Origin of the sequence: Variovorax pasteuri (genome assembly GCF_051216435.1) — a bacterium.
GTDB lineage: Bacteria > Pseudomonadota > Gammaproteobacteria > Burkholderiales > Burkholderiaceae_C > Variovorax.
This window is the reverse complement of record NZ_JBPJZS010000016.1, coordinates 38,782-55,110: the sequence shown is the minus strand read 5'-3', so window position 1 is coordinate 55,110 and position 16,329 is coordinate 38,782. Positions and strand designations below refer to the sequence as shown.

Sequence of the window (16,329 nt, the reverse complement as noted above, 5' to 3'; positions counted from 1 at the left end):
GGCCTTCGCCAGCGCTTCTTCTTGCTGCCCGTACCCCTGTCAGCGCCCCTGTCAGCGCCCCGGTCAGTGCCCGGGGTTGGCCCGCACGCGAGCCACCTCGGCCGGCAGGTTCTTCCAGGCCGGCTCCTGCGGCGCGAAGCGCGCGCGCATGTAGCCGGCCAGCTCCGCGATCTGCCGGTCGTCGAGCGCCTCGCGGAACGCCGGCATGAAGCCGATGTCGCGCGTTGCGGGCTCGCGCACGCCGTCGAGGATGGTGCGCAGCAGGTTGTCGGGTTTCACGCTCGTGAGGTTGCTGTTGAGCGCGAGCGGCGTGTTCACGCCCAGCAGCGTGGGACCGTTGCCGTCGTGATGGCAGGACGCGCAGGCGCTGTCGAACATGCGCTGCGCGGGGCCGAGCAGCTGGCCTTGGGTGCGTGCGGCGTTGTCCACCGCTTGCTGCGCCACGGCCTTCGGGTCGGCGGCCGGTGCGGGGTTGAACGAACCGAGGTACGTGGCCATGGCGCGCACGTCTTCGTCGGGCACCTGTTGCAGCTCGCGCACCACCTCGGCCATCGGCCCGCCGGCGATGCCATGGCCTGGCGCGTGGCCATGGCGCAGGTAGCGGTACAGCGCGTCGGCGTCCCACGGCACGGCGGACTTCGACAGCTGCGTGAGCGCAGGCGCCTCCCAGCCGTCGACCATCGCACCCGACAGGAACGCGCTGCCGCCCTGCTCCGCACCCAGGGCATTGCGCGGCGTGTGGCAGGCGCCGCAATGGCCCAGGCCGTTGACGAGGTAGGCCCCGCGGTTCCACTCGGCGCTTTGCGTGGCCACGGGCTGCATCGGCGCGGGATCGTGGAAGAGCGCATTCCAGCCGGCCATCAGGGGCCGCATGCTGAACGGGAACTTGAGTTCGGACTTCGGCGTTTCCGCGCGCACCGCGGGCATCGACATGAAGTAGGCGTAGAGCGCCTGCAGGTCGTCGTCGCTGGTCCTGGCGAAGGCCGTGTAGGGGAAGGCGGGGTACAGGTAGTGCCCGTCGCGCGAGACGCCTTCGCGCATCGCGCGCTGGAAGGCGCTGAACGACCAGCGGCCCAGGCCCGTGTCGGCATCGGGCGTGAGGTTGGTGGTGTAGAGCGTGCCGAAGGGCGTGTCCATCGCGCGGCCGCCGGCGTTGACGGCTCCGCCGGGCGCGGTATGGCACACGGCGCAGTCGCCCGCCGCGGCGAGCACGCGCCCGCGCTCGATGGTGGACTGGCTGTAGACCGGCGCGGTGAGCGACACCGGCGCGATGGCGGAGCGCCAGCCGAGCAGGCCCGCGATGACGCCGAGGCCGCCGACGACGAGTGCAGCGCCTGTGGCCCACACGCCCTTGCGCGACGGCCAAGGTGCATTGCTCCTTCCCCTTCCGGGGGAAGGCTGGGATGGGGGCACGACGGCATCACCGTTCGAGCGCCGCAGGCCCCCACCCCCGCCCTCCCCCGGAGGGGGAGGGAGCAAGCCCCGGTTCAGCTCCGCCAGCACCGTCTCCGGCGTGAACGGCGGCGAGCGGAACCGCACCCCCGTCGCATCGAAGATCGCATTCGCAATGGCCGCCGTGCCCGGCACCGACGACGACTCGCCCGCCCCCAGAGAAGGCTCGCCGGGCCGGGGCATGTGCATCACCTCGATCACCGGCACTTCGCGGAAATTGATGATCGGGTAGCTGCCCCACTCGCGGCTCGCGACCACGCCCGAGGGCAGCACGCCCGGCAATTGCGCACCGCCTTCCGCTTGCTGCTGCGGCTGCTGCGGCGCGAACTGCACCCGCTCCTTCAACGCCCGGCTCGTGGTCTGGATCACGTTGCCGTGGATCTGGTGCTCGACCCCCGCCGGGTTGATCATCAACCCCGCGTCGTGCCCCACCACCACGCGGCGCACATGCACCTCGCCGGTCTTGCGGTTGACCTCGACGTCGGCCACCCACGCGGCCCACGCCGCGCCGAAGCCCGGCCACTTGCTGTGGATGTAGCGCGCATAGGCAAAGCCCTGGCCGAAGAGGATGTCGCCGCCCTCGCCCAGCCCGCCGTCGGCGTGCTCCTGCGGCCCGGTGCGCATGCGCCAGCCGGCCTTCTGCGCCGTGGCCTGCACCAGTTCGACCGCACGCGGGTCCTGCAGGTAGCGCAGGCGGAACTGCACCGGGTCCACGCCCGCGGCCGTGGCCAGCTCGTCGATGTACGACTCGTGCGCGAACGAACTCGGCAGCGCCGACACGCCGCGCAGCCACGAGGCGCGCACGATGGGCGCCATGTCGTTCACCTTCACGCGCAGGTTGTCGTAGCTGTAGGGCGGGCGCGCGGTGCGGTCGCCCATCTCGTAGGCCTGCGCCACCGGCTCGATGGTGCGGGTGAGCAGCAGCGCCAGCGTGGGGGCGCCGTTCGACGGGTACGAGGTCTCGAAGTCGTAGGCGGCGACGCGGCCGTCGGCCGTCAGGCCGCCGTCGATCTCCATGAGCTGCGCGGCGCCCTTGGGCTCCCAGGCATGCTCCTGTTCGCGTGTGAGCTGCACGCGCACCGGCGCGCCGACTGCGCGCGCGAGCAGCGCCGCGTCGGCGGCCACGTCGTCGGCGCCGTTGCGGCCGTAGCAGCCCGCGGCCTCCATGCGGACCACGTCGACCTGCACGTCTTGCACGCCCATGAGCTTGGCGAGGTCGGCGCGCAGCACGTGCGGGTTCTGTGAGCCGGCCCAGCAACGAAGGACGATGCCCCCACTCTCCCCCACTGCGTGTGGGTCGCTGCCCCCCGAGGGGGCCGCGCGGCCATCGTCGGGCAGCCACTCGGCCAGCGCGCACGACGGGCCGATGGACGCATGCATCTGGTACGGCCACACATACGTTCGCTGCATCGGCTGGGCCGCGGCAGCCATGGCACCGTCGACATCGCCCTCGTCGACCAGCAGGCGCTGCGTCGAGGGGTTGTCGCGCAGGGCCTGCGCCACGTCGCTCAGGTCGGGCATGCCGGGCCACGGCTTCCAGGTGACGCGCAGTTCGCGCAGCGCCTGCTCGGCGTGCTCCTCGCGCTCGGCCACGATGCCGACGAAGTCGCGGATGACGACCACGGCGCGGATGCCGGGAATGTGCGCGATGGACGACGCGTCCACCGCTTCGAGCGTGTTGCCGATGAATTCGCCGTGGTCCGCGCCCGCGTACGGCGGACGCACCACGCGGCCGTGCAGCATGCCGGGCACGCGCATGTCGTGCACGAAGACGAGCTCGCCGGCCAGCTTGGCCGGGATGTCGACGCGCGCCTGCCGCGTGCCGACCACGCGGTAGTCGGCCGGGTCCTTCGGTGTCGCCGTCGGGTCGAGCCGCAGCACGGTGCGCTGGCCGGCCACGAGCTCGCCATAGCTGGCCTGGTGGTCCGGCGCTTCGGCGACGCGCACCACGCCGTTGCGCACCTGCAGTGCCTCGGCGGCCACGCCGAGCCGCTCGGCCGCGCGCGCGAACAGCCAGGCACGCGCCTGCGCGGCGGCCAGGCGCAACGGCTGCGCATGGATCTGGATCGACGCGCTCGCGATGGTCGCGCCCTGGTTGGGCGCGCGCGCGGTGTCGCCGAGCATCACGCGCACACAGGGCATGCCGAGGTCGAGCTCCTCGGCCACGATCTGCCCGAGCGCGGTCTGGATGCCGGTGCCCAGGTCGACGTGGCCGTTGAGCGCGGAGGCGCTGCCGTCGTCCCACACGGCGAGCAGCACCTCGTCGCCCTCGATGGGGTTGCCTGCGATCAGCGCGGGCTGGCCCTTGGCGGGCGGCGGCGCAGGCGGGGCCTCGCGCACGACGAGCAGCACGCCGTCGGCCGACAGGAATTCGGCGCGGGTTTGCGGCAGATCGGCGCGGCGGGTCATGGGTTGGAAGGGGCGCGCATGCGCACCGCCGCGCGCTGCACCGCATCGAGAATTTCGATGTGCGTGCCGCAGCGGCACAGGTTGCCCGACAGCTCGGCGCGGATGCGCGCCTCGTTCGCGTCCGGTTCGCGCGCCAGCAAGGCCGCTGCCTGCATGACCATGCCGTTCAGGCAGTAGCCGCACTGCGCGGCCTGCGCGTCCTCGAACGCGGCCTGCACCGGGTGCCAGTTGCCGCGCCGCGGCGCCGGGCCGCCCCAAGGCGCGGCAGCCCCCTCGGGGGGCAGCGAGGACACGAAAGTGCCGAGCGTGGGGGTCGCATCCCCCAGCCCTTCGAGCGTGGTGATCGCGCGGCCCGCCACGCCGTGCGCGGGAATCACGCAGGCGCGCGCGGCCACGCCGTCGACGTGCACCGTGCACGCGCCGCACTGCCCCAGCCCGCAACCGTACTTGGGGCCGTTCAGCCCCAGGTCGTTGCGCAGCAGGTGCAGCAGCGAGGCCTCGCGCGGCACGCCCGGCAACGAACAGGCCTGGCCGTTGACCCGCAGCTGCAGCGGCTCAGCGCCGCAACTGGCCGTCACGGGTGTACATCTCCAGGTCCACGAAGGTCGAGCCGTTGTGGTTCTTCGCGCTGTACTCGACGGGGAAGTCGCCCAGGCGCGTGCTGCCGATGCTCTCGAGCCCGGCGATGAAACTGTCGTGCGTGAGCGCCTTGCCCGCGCGGCGCAGGCCCTCGACCATCACGCGCGCCACGATGTAGCCCTCCAGCGCGGTGTAGCTGTCGATCTTTTCGCCGAACTCCGCGCGGTCGCGCTGGTAGTCGGCCACGATGGGCACGCGCAGCGCCTGGGGCGGCGGCACGATGCTGGCCGTGACCAGGCCTGCGAGCTTGCCGTCGAGCCGCTTGGCGGAACCGGCCGCGTCGGTGATGCCGACCGAGAGCGTGTAAAGCGGCGCACCGCCCGCGCTCGCGCGGTAGTCGCGCATGAACACCTCGACCATGCGCCCGGCCATGATCATCACGACCGCGCCGGGCTTGGCCTCCGCGAGGCCGGCGACCACGGTCTTCGCGTCTTCGGCCGCAATGGCCAAGGGCAAGGTCTTGAGCACCTTCACCTTGTAGTCGGCCGCCAGCTCCTCGCAGGTGACGAGGTTCGACTTGCCGAAGGCGCTGTCCTGGTAGACCACCGCGATCGACTGGATGCCGATGGTCGACAGGTGGCTGATGATCTTGCGCAGTTCCAGGTCGTAGCCCGCGCGCACGTGGAACAGGTAGCGGTTGGTCTTGGTGCGGAACGAGCTGGTGCCCACCAGCGGCGCGAACATCGGCACGCCGGCCTTTTCGGCCAGCGGCATCGCGGCCGCGAGGTTGCCGGTGGCCACATAGCCGGTGAGCGCGAAGACCTTGTCCTCGTCGATCAGCTTCGCGGTGTTGACGGCCGTCTTCGCGGGGTCGTAGGCGTCGTCGTAGGTGATGAGTTCGATCTTGCGGCCGTTCACGCCGCCCGCCTTGTTGACCCGGTCGAAGTACAGCTTGATGCCGGCGCGGTAGTCCACGCCGAAGTCCTTGGCCGGTCCGCTGAACACGGCCGACTGGCCGATGCGGATGGTGGTGTCGCTCACGCCGTTGTCCGCGCGTGCCGGGCGCAGGAGACCGGGGCCGAGGGCCAGGGCTGCGCTGCCCGCCAGCATGGCGCGCCTTGAGATCGAGAGCTTCATGCGTCGGGGGTCTCGCAGTGGGGGTTGGTCGTGCGGGAGGTCGCGAGCGGCTGCGCTCAGGCGACCTGGATGTCGGCGGACTGGATGCGCTTGACGCCCTTGGCCGTCATCTGCTTCCAGGCCGCGGCCAGCGAGCCGTTGAGGTCGATGCCGCGCGTGGCGTCTTCGATCACGTAGGCGTCGAAGCCGGCCTTGCGGGCGTCCATGGCGGTCCAGGCCACGCAGAAGTCGGTGGCCAGGCCGGTGACGAACACGGTCTTGATGCCGCGCGCCTTCAGGTAGCCGGCGAGACCCGTGGCCGTCTTGTGGTCGGCTTCCTCGAAGGCCGAGTAGCTGTCCATGTCCTTGTGGAAGCCCTTGCGAATGATGAGTTGCGCGGTCGGCACCTTCAGCTCCTTGCCGAGCGCGGCGTCGTCCGTGCCCTGCACGCAGTGGTCGGGCCACAGCACCTGCGTGCCGTAGCTGAGCTTGGTGGTCTCGAAGGGCTTCTTGCCGCTGTAGGTACTGGCGAAGGACGCATGGCCCGCCGTGTGCCAGTCTTGCGTGACCACGATGTTCTCGAATGCCGGCGCCAGCGCGTTGATGACCGGAATGACCTCGTTGCCGCCCTTCACCGCCAGCGTGCCGCCGTCGAGAAAGCAGTTCTGCACGTCGACCACGATCAGCGCCGCCTTGGCACCGGGCTTGACCTTGCCGGCGGCGAAGGCGTTGAAACCGAAACTGCCGAGGCCGCTGGCCAACCCGAGGGCGGCGGCGGATTTCACGAGGGTTCTGCGATGCATGGCGTGGACTCCGGGGTTGAAGAAAACTCAGACGCTGAGGTAGGCGCGGCGTACTTCGTCGTTGGCCGCGAGCTCGGCCATCGTGGCCTGGTAGCGGATCTGCCCTTTCTCGAGCACATAGGCCCGGTCGGACACGAGTTCGGCGAAGTGCATGTTCTGCTCGGACAGCAGGATGCTCACGCCCTGCGACTTGAGCTCGAGGATCATGTTGGCCATCTGCTCGACGATCACCGGGGCCACGCCCTCGGAAGGTTCGTCGAGCAGCACCAGGTACGGGTTGCCCATCAGCGTGCGCGCCACGGTCAGCATCTGCTGCTCGCCGCCGCTCATGCGCCCGCCCGGACGGTTGGGCATTTCGCCGAGGTTGGGGAACAGCTTGTACAGGCGCTCGGGCGTCCACAGCGGCGCGTCGGTGCCGTCGGCCCAGCGGCGCGCGGGCTGCTTGCCCACCTCGAGGTTCTCGGTCACTGTGAGGTCGGTGAACACGCGCCGGTCTTCGGGCACGAAGCCCAGGCCCAGCCGCGCGGCCACATGCGGCTCGCTTCTGGAGATGTCGTGGCCCAGGAAGCGCACCGCGCCGCGGCGCTTGGCCAGCATGCCGATCAGCGTCTTCAGCGTGGTCGACTTGCCCGCGCCGTTGCGCCCCATGAGCGCGACCACTTCGCCGCGCCGCACTTCGAGATCGACGTCGTACAGGATTTGCGCGGCGCCATACCAGGCGCACACCGACTTCGCTTCAAGCAACAGTTCTGCGCCGCTCATGCGGTTTCTCCCAGAGCAGCCGACACGGCCGCAGCCTTCTCGGCGATTTTTTCGAATGTCTTGCCGCTGCCGAAGTACACCTCCTGCACCTTCGGGTGGTCGCGGATTTCCAGCGGCTTGCCCTGCGCGATGAGGCGCCCGCGCGCCAGCACGATCATGCGGTCGGCGTACGCGAACACCACGTCCATGCTGTGCTCGGTGAACAGCACGGCCAGGCCGCGCTGGATGACGAGGTCCTTGGTCAGCGCCATGAGCGAGTTGCGCTCCTTGGGCGCCATGCCGGCGGTGGGCTCGTCCATCAGCAGCAGCTTCGGGCTGTTGGCCATGGCGATGGCCAGCTCCACGCGCTTGACGTCGCCGTAGGCCAGCTCGCTGCAGGGGCGGTCGGCCTGGGCCTTCATGCCGACCTGGTCGAGCAGCACCAGCGCCTCGTCGCGCTTGTGGTCCGCCGCGCGGCGCCACATGGAGAACAGCTTGCCGTCGTGCGAGAGCATGGCCATCTGCACGTTCTCGACCACGGTGAGCGAGGCGAAGGTCTCGGCAATCTGGAAGGTGCGGCCCACGCCCATGCGCCAGATGGCGCGCGGCTTCTGGCCCACGAGCTCGTGTCCGTCGAACACGATCGAGCCCTGGTCGGCCTTGAGCTGGCCGTTGACCATGTTGAAGGTGGTGGACTTGCCGGCGCCGTTGGGGCCGATGAGGGCAAGCAGTTCGCCGGCATGCAGCTCGAAGCTGATGCCGTCGACGGCTTTCACGCCGCCAAAGGACTTGCCGAGGTTCTCGACCTTGAGCAGGGGGGTGGTCGGGGCCGTGGTGGAAGTGTGCGGGGTGCTCATGCCTTGGCCTCCTTCACCTCGGCGGCGGCAGGCGCATCGGCCTTGCCGCGGCGCATCAGCTTGTCGGTCAGTTGCTTGGCGAAACCTGCAATGCCCTGCGGGAACAGCAGCACCAGGATCAGGATGATGGCGCCGAGCGTCGCGCGCCAGTAGTCGGTGTTGCGCGCCACGGTGTCGTGCAGCCAGCTGAAGGTGACGGCACCCACCACCGGCCCGGCCAGCGTCTGGATGCCGCCCAGCAGCACCATCACCAGGCCGTCGACCGACTTGTCCACGCTCAGGCTCTCGGGCGAGATGCTGCCCTTGGAGAAGGCGTAGAGCGCGCCGGCCAGGCCGGCTGCGGTGCCCGCGATGACGAAGGCTGTCCACTGCATGCGCTTGACGTCGATGCCGATGGCGTCGGCGCGCAGCACCGAGTCGCGGCCCGCGCGCAGCGCATAGCCGAAGGGCGAGAACAGCACGCGGCGCAGCATCAGGATGCCCGCGGCCACGAGCACCAGCGTGAGCCAGTAGTACATGCGCTTGTCCGACAGCCACTCCGAAGGCCACACGCCCGTGAGGCCGTTGCTGCCGCCGGTGAACGAGTCCCACTGGTAGACGACGGCCCAGGTGATCTGCGCGAAGGCCAGCGTGAGCATGGCCAGGTACACGCCCGACAGCCGCACCGCGAACCAGCCGTAGACCAGCGCGCCGGCGGCCGCCACCAGCGGGGCCACGATGAGCGCGGCCTCCATCGGCAGGCCACTCGCGCGCACCAGCAGCGCGGCGCCATAGGCCCCCAGCCCGAAGTACGCGGCATGCCCGAACGAGTGCATGCCGGCCGGGCCCATGATGAAGTGCAGGCTCGCGGCGAACAGCGCGGCGATGAGCAGGTCGATCATCAGCACCGTGGTGTAGGGCGAATCGGCGGTGAGCAGCGGCATGGCCATGAGCACCACGCCGAGCGCGGCGACCAGCCACAGGTAGCCCTTGCTCGCGCGGCGCAGCGGCTCCTCGGCCATGCCCACGTAGCGGCTGGGTGCCTGCGGACGGCCGAACAGGCCCCACGGACGCCACACCAGCACCACGGCCATCACGATGAAGTCGACCACCAGCGTGAGCTTGGAGAACGACACGCTGTAGCCGAAGATGTCGACCACGCCGAGCCAGATGCACACGGCCTTGATCTCGGACAGCAGCAGGGCCGCCGCATAGGCGCCCGGAATCGAGCCCATGCCGCCCACCACCACGACCACGAAGGCCGCGCCGATGGTGTTGAGGTCCATGGCCAGCGTGGCCGGTTCGCGCGGCAGCTGCAGCGCGCCGCCCAGGCCCGCGAGCATGGCGCCCAGCGCGAACACGGCCGTGAAGAGCCAGGCCTGGTTGACGCCCAGCGCGCTGACCATCTCCCGGTCTTGTGTGGCGGCGCGCACCAGCGTGCCCCAGCGGGTGCGCGTGAGCAGCAGCCACATGAGGCCGAGCACGACCGGGCCGACGACGATCAGGAACAGGTCGTAGGTCGGGAACTGCCGCCCCAGGATTTCGACCGAGCCCGACAGGCCCGGCGCGCGCGGGCCGAGCAGTTCGTCAGGGCCCCACAGGTAGAGCACCGCGTCCTTGATGACGAGCACGAGTGCGAAGGTGGCCAGCAGCTGGAACAGCTCCGGCGATTTGTAGATGCGGCGCAGCAGCACCATCTCGATCAGCGCGCCCAGCACGCCGACCGCGACGGCCGCGATCACCAGCGCCGACCAGAAGCCGACACCGCCGCCGAGCTTCTCGGCCAGCGTGTAAGCGACATAGATGCCGACCATGAAGAAGGAGCCGTGCGCAAAGTTGACGATGCGCGTGACGCCGAAGATCAACGAAAGGCCGGCCCCCACGAGGAACAGCGACGAAGCCGACGACAGCCCGGTGAGGAACTGCAGCAGCAGTGACGAAAGACTCATCCGAAGGCCTTTTGGTGGCAGTTTTCAATCATGGGGAGCATCCGCATTCAGTGCGGCCCTCGCGGTTGGCGCCGTCGTGCCCCCACCCCAACCCTCCCCCGGAAGGGGAGGGAGTCATACCAGGAACACCGAGGAACCGGCTTTGCCGGGCCTCTGGTGTTGCCCCCGGCAGGGGGTTGGAGAAGCGACACGAAGTGCGCGCAGCCTGGGGGCGAGCCGATCAGTCTGCAGCGCGCGACTTTTTCACGTCGGCGGCGGTGGGCTGGAACTTGGCGCCGTCGAAGTAGGTGTAGTCGACCATCACGCCCTTGCCGTTGTCGTTCTTCGTCTTGCCGACGAAGGCGCCCATGGTGGACTGGTGGTCTTCGGCGCGGTAGCTGATCTTGCCGAACGGCGTGTCGACCTGCAGGCCCTTGAAGGCGGCCACGAGCTTGGGCGTTTCGGTGCCCTTGGCCTTGGCGATGCCGGCCGCGACCGACTTGATCATGCTGTAGCCGACCACCGAGCCCAGGCGCGGATAGTCCTTGTACTTCTCGTGGTACGCGAGGAAGAAGGCCTTGTGCTCGGGCGTCTGGATGCCGTACCAGGGGTAGCCGGTCACGATCCAGCCGTTGGGCGTTTCGTCCTTCAGCGGGTCGAGGTACTCGGGCTCGCCGGTCAGCACGCTGACGACCGCACGGTCCTTGAAGAGACCGCGGGTGTTGCCTTCGCGCACGAACTTGGACAGGTCGGCACCGAACAGCACGTTGAAGATGGCGTCGGGCTTGGCGTCGGCCAGGGCTTGCGCCACGGCGCCCGCATCGACTTTGCCCAGCGGAGGCGCCTGCTCGGCGACGAACTCGACGTCGGGCTGCGCGGCCTTCAGCAGCGACTTGAACGCGGCCACGGCCGACTGGCCGTATTCGTAGTTGGGGTACACGACGGCCCAGCGCTTCTTCTTGAGCTTGACGGCCTCGGGCACGAGCATGGCGGCCTGCATGTAGGTGCCGGGGCGCAGGCGGAAGGTGTATTCGTTGCCGCCCTGCCAGGTCATCTTGTCGGTGAGCGGTTCGCCGGCCAGGAAGAAAATTTTCTTCTGCTTGGCGAAGTCGGCCACGGCCAGGCCGGTGTTCGACAGGAAGGTGCCGGTCAGCACGTCGATTTTTTCGCGCGCCACCAGTTCTTCGGCCACGCGCACGGCGTCACCGGGGTTGGCGTTGTCGTCGCGCGTGATGAGCTCGACCTTCTTGCCGTTGACGCCGCCCTTGGCGTTGATTTCTTCGACGGCCAGCTCCATGCCCTTCTTGTAGGGCTCGAGGAAGGCAGGCTGCGACTTGTAGCTGTTGACCTCGCCGATCTTGATCACGCCCTGCGCATGCGCGGGAACGAGAGCGGTGGTCAGCGTGGCGAGGGCCGCGGCGCTGAAGACGTGACGCAATGGGTTCATGGGGAAACTCCTTGGGATCGAAAGAGAAAGGGAAACTGCGTGAATGGTGGCGAGAAGATGGAGGCGAGGCGATGGAGGCGAGACAACGGCGGCTCAGCGCAGGCCGTCTTCACCCTTGATGTCGCCGGCCTGCAGGCCGCCGATGCGCGGCAGCGGACGGCCGCTGTCGGTGACGGCCACGGCCACCACGATTTCGTTGGCGCGCGGCGCGTCGGACACGCGGGCCTCGATGGCGTCGAAGTGGCTGCGCACGAAGGCAGCGTCCTTGTGGCCGAGCGGCACGTCGATGGCGGTGCCCAGCGTGCCCTGCTTCTTGGCCGAGGGCACGAGCGCCGCGCCCCTCTCTACCGCCACGCGCAGCGGCGCGCCGAGCTTGGGATGCAGGATGGCGGCGGCGTGCTCGAGCTCGCCGCGTTCGCCGACGATGGCGGCCTTGCCGTAGCTCTGCACCTGGCCGGGCTCGATGCCCAGCGCCTTCACGGCCTTCTGGCCGAGCAGCGCGCCAAGCTCTTCGCCGATGGCGATGAGCTCGTCGAGGTTCTCGCTGTAGCGCCCGGCGTAGGGGTTCTCGATGACGGCAATGGCAACGGCGCGGCGCGTGGGCGGCGATACGTCCCGGCCCATTTCCTTGCGGGTTTCGTCGACCTGGATGACGAGCTTGCGGATGTTGGCGGTCATGTTCTGTGTGTTCCTTGTCTTGTCTCTGTACGGGTCAGCGCAGGCCGTCCCACTTGCTGATGTCCTTGGCCAGCAACCCGCCGACGCGTGCGTGGATGCGGTAGCCGGTGCTCATCGCGAGGATGAAGACGATCTCGTCCGCGGCCGGCGCACCGGGCACGCGCACCTCGATGGCGTCGAACTGGCCGCGCACGTAGCTGGCGTTGATGTTGGTCAGCGGCACGTCGAGCGCGGCGCCGGGCGCACCGACCTTCTTGGTCGACGGCACGATGGAAAGCGCATTGCCGGGCTGCCCCGTCTTGGCTTCGGCCTTGCCCGCGGTGTACGCGGCGCGATCGCCCTTCCAGCCGAGCAGCTCGCGCATGGCGTAGCCGCCGGGCACGTGCCACAGCGCGCCGTGCTCGAGCTCGCCGTCGGCGCCGACGATGGCGCCCTTGCCGTAGGAGGCGATCTGCTCGAGCGGCACGTCCATGGCGGCGTGCAGCCGGTGCGCCATGTCGACGCCCACGGGATCGAGCAAGGCCATCATGGGCAGGATGTCGGCCTCGTAGCGGCCGGCGAAGGGATTGGTCAGCACCGCGCCGATGGCACCGCGCACCAGCGGCGTGTCGGCACGCGGACCGAACTCGTGGTGGATGTGCTCGACATGGGTGAAGACGCGACGTATTTCGATCATGAAAAAGAACCTTGCTTTTCGTTAAGCAAATACTGAACCAACTGTCTTTGGCAGCTCTGCCTTGAGCGCCTTGGAGCATAAGGGCTCGACAAGTCGCCACTGCCCCTGGCAAACGAGCAGAGCGGCCCACACGAGCCCGCCTTTTTGCAGGACCTTGGCGCAGACCACGCCCGTATCGAGTGCGTCGCGCACCTGCGCGGGGGCCAGCGCGGGCACGTCGACGGTCACCAGGGTGTCGCCGAGGTCGCTGTTGTCCTTGCATTCGCTCGCGGGGCGGCGCGCGATGGCCGGGTCGTCCACGTCGACGGCGTTGGCGATCACGGTGGCGGCCGCGTCGGCCTGCGCTGCGGTGGGGGCCAGCACCGTCACGCTGTCGGCGATGCCCAGCGAGAAGCTGCGCCCGCGCCAGCCGCTGGTGGCCACGCCGCGCGCCGGTTGGTCCGCCTGCAGCTCGAACTGGCCGTCGGTGGTGAGGATGCCGCCGGGATCCCTGAGGTGGTCGCGCCAGTCGAAGCGAGCGAGGTCGGAAAACACGCCCACGCGCGCCGACTGGCCGGGCGCGAGGTGCAGCGCGATGTCGCCGCCGTTGTTGATCCAGGCGCGCTCGATGCCGGGACGCTGGTAGAAGGCAATGAGCTCCTGCGCCACCGACCCGGCCACGGCGGCCATCGGCGTGATGAAGGTCGGTGAGAACGCGGCGCAGGCGTCCCACATGCGGCGTGCGACCACGCCGCGCGGGCGCAACCTGTCTGTGACGGGCAGGCGCAGCAGCGGCAGTTCGCGCACCAGTTCGTCGAGCACATGGCCAAAGCGCGCCCACGCCGCGTCGTGCGCGGCCGCAACGGCGTACGGGTCGCCATGCGCCTCGGCCACGATGTCGATCGGGCCGTGGTTGAAGTGCCAGCGGTTCTTGTCGAGCGCCGTGCGTTGGGCAGACATGATCAGCCCAGCATGGGGGCGTGGCCGAGCGGCCACGGGTTGGCGTCGTCCATCGCGAGCCATTGGCGCGCGAGCGGTGCGCCGTCTTCCTGCCACGCACCGCGTGCGAGCGCCTGCGCCAGCGGGAAGATGTGTTCCATGTGGCCGCCGAGCGCCTCGTAGTCGTCGCGCCGCATGCTGAACTCGATGGGCGCCACGATGGCCGGCGTGGGCACGGTGCCGAAGCTGTTGTCGGGCATGCGCATGACGTCGGCCATCACGGTGATGCCGCCGCCGGGCCACACATAGGCCGGTGCGCCGCCGCACGTCACATTGACCAGCGCGCGCTTGATGGCGCGCGTGAGCAGCACCGGGTTCTCGGTGACGCCCGCGCGCAGGCTGCCGCCCGCACCACCTAGGAACAGCACGGTGCACAGCGATGGTTCGCAGTTCTCGCCGATGCGCTCGACGATACGCCTCACTTCGCTCGGCATGGGTTGTTCGACCGGCTTGAGCGACTCGTCGAGCACGTACCACTGCGCATGCTCGCCGGTGGTCGATGTCATGAGCAGCCGCAAGCCCGGGCGCGCAACGCCCTCTTCCCAGCCTTCGATGATCGACAGCGGATCGGCGATGTCGGTGCCGCCCCAGCCGTTGCCCGGGTTGGCCACCTGGAAGTAGCGCCCCGGCGTCGACTTGCGCCCCAGCATCTGGATGCCCGAGGGCGCCATGTCGAGGCAGCGGCCGGCCTGGTGCTCGGTGAGCACGCCGGTGATGTGGTCGTCGACCACCACCACCTCGTCGGCCACGCCCGCGAACTGGCGCGCGAAGATGCCGACTGCCGCCGAGCCGCAGCCCACGCGCATGCGCTGTTCTTCCACGCCGTTGACGACGGGCGCCTTGCCCGCCTGGATGACGAGGGTGGAACCGCCGTCGATGGTGCACTCCACCGCCCTCTTGTTGCCCAGGAACTGCATCAGCTCGGCCGTCATGCGGCCCTCTTTCTTGCTGCCGCCGGTGAGGTGGTGCACGCCGCCGAGCGACAGCATCTGCGAGCCGTACTCGGCCGTGGTGACATGGCCCACCACTTCGCCGCGGTAGCGCACGTTGGCCTGCTCGGAGCCGAGGAAGCGGTCGGTGTCGATCTTCACCTTGAAGCTGCAGTAGCTGAAGATGCCTTCGGTGACGACGGTGACCATGTCCACACCCTGCGCCTTGGAGGCCACGATGAAGGGCGCGGGCTTGTAGTCGGGGTAGGTGGTGGACGAGCCCACGCCGGTGACGAAGACCTCGTCGGCGTGCAGCAGGTCGCCGTTCCAGTCGGGGTCGGCCGCAGCCGCATCCGCGTCCACTGCTTCGACGCCGGAACGATCGAAAGGCACCAGCGCCGGCGCTTCGCTCTGCACGGTGCGCCGCAGCAGCACCACCGGATCGACGCGCACCAGCACGCCTTCCTTGTTGGCGTAGCGGTCGCACGCGCCGGTGCGGCCGTCGGAGATCTGGCACAGCACCGGGCAGGCGTTGCACTCGACCTTGGCCGTGCTCATGCGCTCGTTGCGCAGCGGCGCCTTGCCGAAGGCGCCGGCTTCGGCCGGCACGGGCATGTCCATGCCGGGGAGGCCATCTGTCTTGGTGTGTTCTGTCATCGGGGCATCTCGTGGGGCGTGTCGGGCATGTGTGAACGACGAATCGGGTGCACGGATCGTTGCAACAAACGTGCCGTCTGCCCGCTTGTGCGGCGACCTCCGTTTGTGTAGCATTCCCTACACTTTCATGTTGCGTTCACTACATTCGCGATCAATGTAGCAAACGGGCCCGATGCTTGCAATGGTGTTTTCTCGCGGTATCCATCGGGGTTTTTCCGACCAACGACAATGGAGGGTTCGGAGCCGGCCGACGGTTTTCGCCCCAAGGGCGTGCACGTCGGCTCAGCCAACCTCCCTTGTTTCCAACCAACTCTTGAGTTCCGTATGAGTGCATTCAGCGAAGAACGCGTCCTCAGCGTCCACCACTGGACCGACCGCCTGTTCACCTTCACCACCACGCGCGACCCGGCCTTGCGCTTCTCGAACGGTCATTTCACGATGATCGGCCTGAAGGTCAACAACAAGCCCCTGCTGCGCGCGTACAGCATCGTGAGCCCGAACTACGAGGAGCACCTCGAGTTCCTGAGCATCAAGGTCGAGGACGGCCCGCTCACCTCGAAGCTGCAGCACATCCAGGTGGGCGACACCATCATCGTGGGCCGCAAGCCCACCGGCACGCTGCTGATCGACTACACGCTGCCGGCCAAGCGCCTCTACCTGTTCGGCACCGGCACCGGCCTCGCACCGTTCATGAGCATCATCCGCGACCCGGACACCTACGAGAAGTTCGAACAGGTCATCCTGGTGCACGGCGTGCGCCAGGTCGACGAGCTGGCCTACCACGACCTCGTGACCGACCACCTGCCCAAGCACGAGATCCTGGGCGAGATGATCGCCAATCAACTGCTGTACTACCCGACGGTCACGCGCGAGGAATTCCGCAACCAGGGCCGCATCACCGACCTGATCGAGAGCAACAAGCTCACCGACGACCTGGGCCTGCCCCCGCTCAACGTCGAAGAAGACCGCGTCATGCTGTGCGGCAGCCCCGGCCTGCTGGTCGACCTGAAGCACATCCTGGAGAAGCGCGGCTTCAAGGAAGGCAATACGAGCACGCCGGGCGACTTCGTGGTCGAGCGCGCCTTCGCCGAGAAATAAGC

Annotated in this window: 13 protein-coding genes; 1 reads left to right on the top strand and 12 read right to left on the bottom strand. The window is 68.9% G+C overall.

All coding sequences use genetic code 11. The annotated features are described in order from the left end of the window. Positions 1-63 precede the first annotated feature (63 nt). The 12 genes from ACSFBM_RS32880 to ACSFBM_RS32825 form a co-directional block, all read right to left on the bottom strand. The gene (locus tag ACSFBM_RS32880) at positions 64-3,861 is read right to left on the bottom strand and encodes a molybdopterin cofactor-binding domain-containing protein (protein WP_435488134.1); all 3,798 of its coding nucleotides are present in this window, start codon (positions 3,859-3,861) and stop codon (positions 64-66) included. Continuing rightward, positions 3,858-4,439 (bottom strand): (2Fe-2S)-binding protein, encoded by a 582-nt coding sequence (locus ACSFBM_RS32875; RefSeq protein ID WP_435488133.1) that lies wholly within the window; start codon positions 4,437-4,439, stop codon positions 3,858-3,860. Before ACSFBM_RS32875 ends, ACSFBM_RS32880 begins: the two co-directional genes overlap by 4 nt. Next, positions 4,417-5,577, bottom strand: coding sequence for an ABC transporter substrate-binding protein (locus ACSFBM_RS32870; RefSeq protein ID WP_435488132.1), 1,161 nt, complete (start codon positions 5,575-5,577; stop codon positions 4,417-4,419). Before ACSFBM_RS32870 ends, ACSFBM_RS32875 begins: the two co-directional genes overlap by 23 nt. A 56-nt stretch (positions 5,578-5,633) precedes the next feature. Next, positions 5,634-6,359, bottom strand: coding sequence for a bifunctional nicotinamidase/pyrazinamidase (pncA, locus tag ACSFBM_RS32865; protein WP_435488131.1), 726 nt, complete (start codon positions 6,357-6,359; stop codon positions 5,634-5,636). Between the two features lie 27 nt (positions 6,360-6,386). Further along, on the bottom strand, positions 6,387-7,121 hold the full coding sequence (locus ACSFBM_RS32860; protein ID WP_435488130.1) for an ABC transporter ATP-binding protein: 735 nt from the start codon (positions 7,119-7,121) through the stop codon (positions 6,387-6,389). After that, the gene (locus ACSFBM_RS32855; protein WP_435488129.1) at positions 7,118-7,957 is read right to left on the bottom strand and encodes an ABC transporter ATP-binding protein; all 840 of its coding nucleotides are present in this window, start codon (positions 7,955-7,957) and stop codon (positions 7,118-7,120) included. Before ACSFBM_RS32855 ends, ACSFBM_RS32860 begins: the two co-directional genes overlap by 4 nt. Next, positions 7,954-9,885 (bottom strand): ABC transporter permease, encoded by a 1,932-nt coding sequence (locus ACSFBM_RS32850; RefSeq protein WP_435488128.1) that lies wholly within the window; start codon positions 9,883-9,885, stop codon positions 7,954-7,956. Before ACSFBM_RS32850 ends, ACSFBM_RS32855 begins: the two co-directional genes overlap by 4 nt. Positions 9,886-10,105: 220 nt before the next feature. Continuing rightward, positions 10,106-11,311, bottom strand: a complete 1,206-nt coding sequence (locus ACSFBM_RS32845; protein ID WP_435441470.1) for an ABC transporter substrate-binding protein — start codon at positions 11,309-11,311, stop codon at positions 10,106-10,108. A gap of 93 nt (positions 11,312-11,404) precedes the next feature. Further along, on the bottom strand, positions 11,405-11,989 hold the full coding sequence (locus ACSFBM_RS32840) for an amino acid synthesis family protein (protein WP_435488127.1): 585 nt from the start codon (positions 11,987-11,989) through the stop codon (positions 11,405-11,407). Between the two features lie 34 nt (positions 11,990-12,023). Then, positions 12,024-12,665 (bottom strand): amino acid synthesis family protein, encoded by a 642-nt coding sequence (locus tag ACSFBM_RS32835; RefSeq protein ID WP_435488126.1) that lies wholly within the window; start codon positions 12,663-12,665, stop codon positions 12,024-12,026. Between the two features lie 21 nt (positions 12,666-12,686). Beyond that, entirely contained in the window at positions 12,687-13,604 is a 918-nt protein-coding gene (locus tag ACSFBM_RS32830) for a UPF0280 family protein (protein ID WP_435488125.1), read from the bottom strand. 2 nt (positions 13,605-13,606) lie between these two features. Then, positions 13,607-15,229, bottom strand: a complete 1,623-nt coding sequence (locus ACSFBM_RS32825) for a 6-hydroxynicotinate reductase (RefSeq protein ID WP_435488124.1) — start codon at positions 15,227-15,229, stop codon at positions 13,607-13,609. 324 nt (positions 15,230-15,553) lie between these two features. Between ACSFBM_RS32825 and ACSFBM_RS32820 the strand changes: the two genes are divergently transcribed. Beyond that, the gene (locus ACSFBM_RS32820) at positions 15,554-16,327 is read left to right on the top strand and encodes a ferredoxin--NADP reductase (RefSeq protein WP_435488123.1); all 774 of its coding nucleotides are present in this window, start codon (positions 15,554-15,556) and stop codon (positions 16,325-16,327) included. The last annotated feature ends 2 nt before the right edge of the window (positions 16,328-16,329 follow it).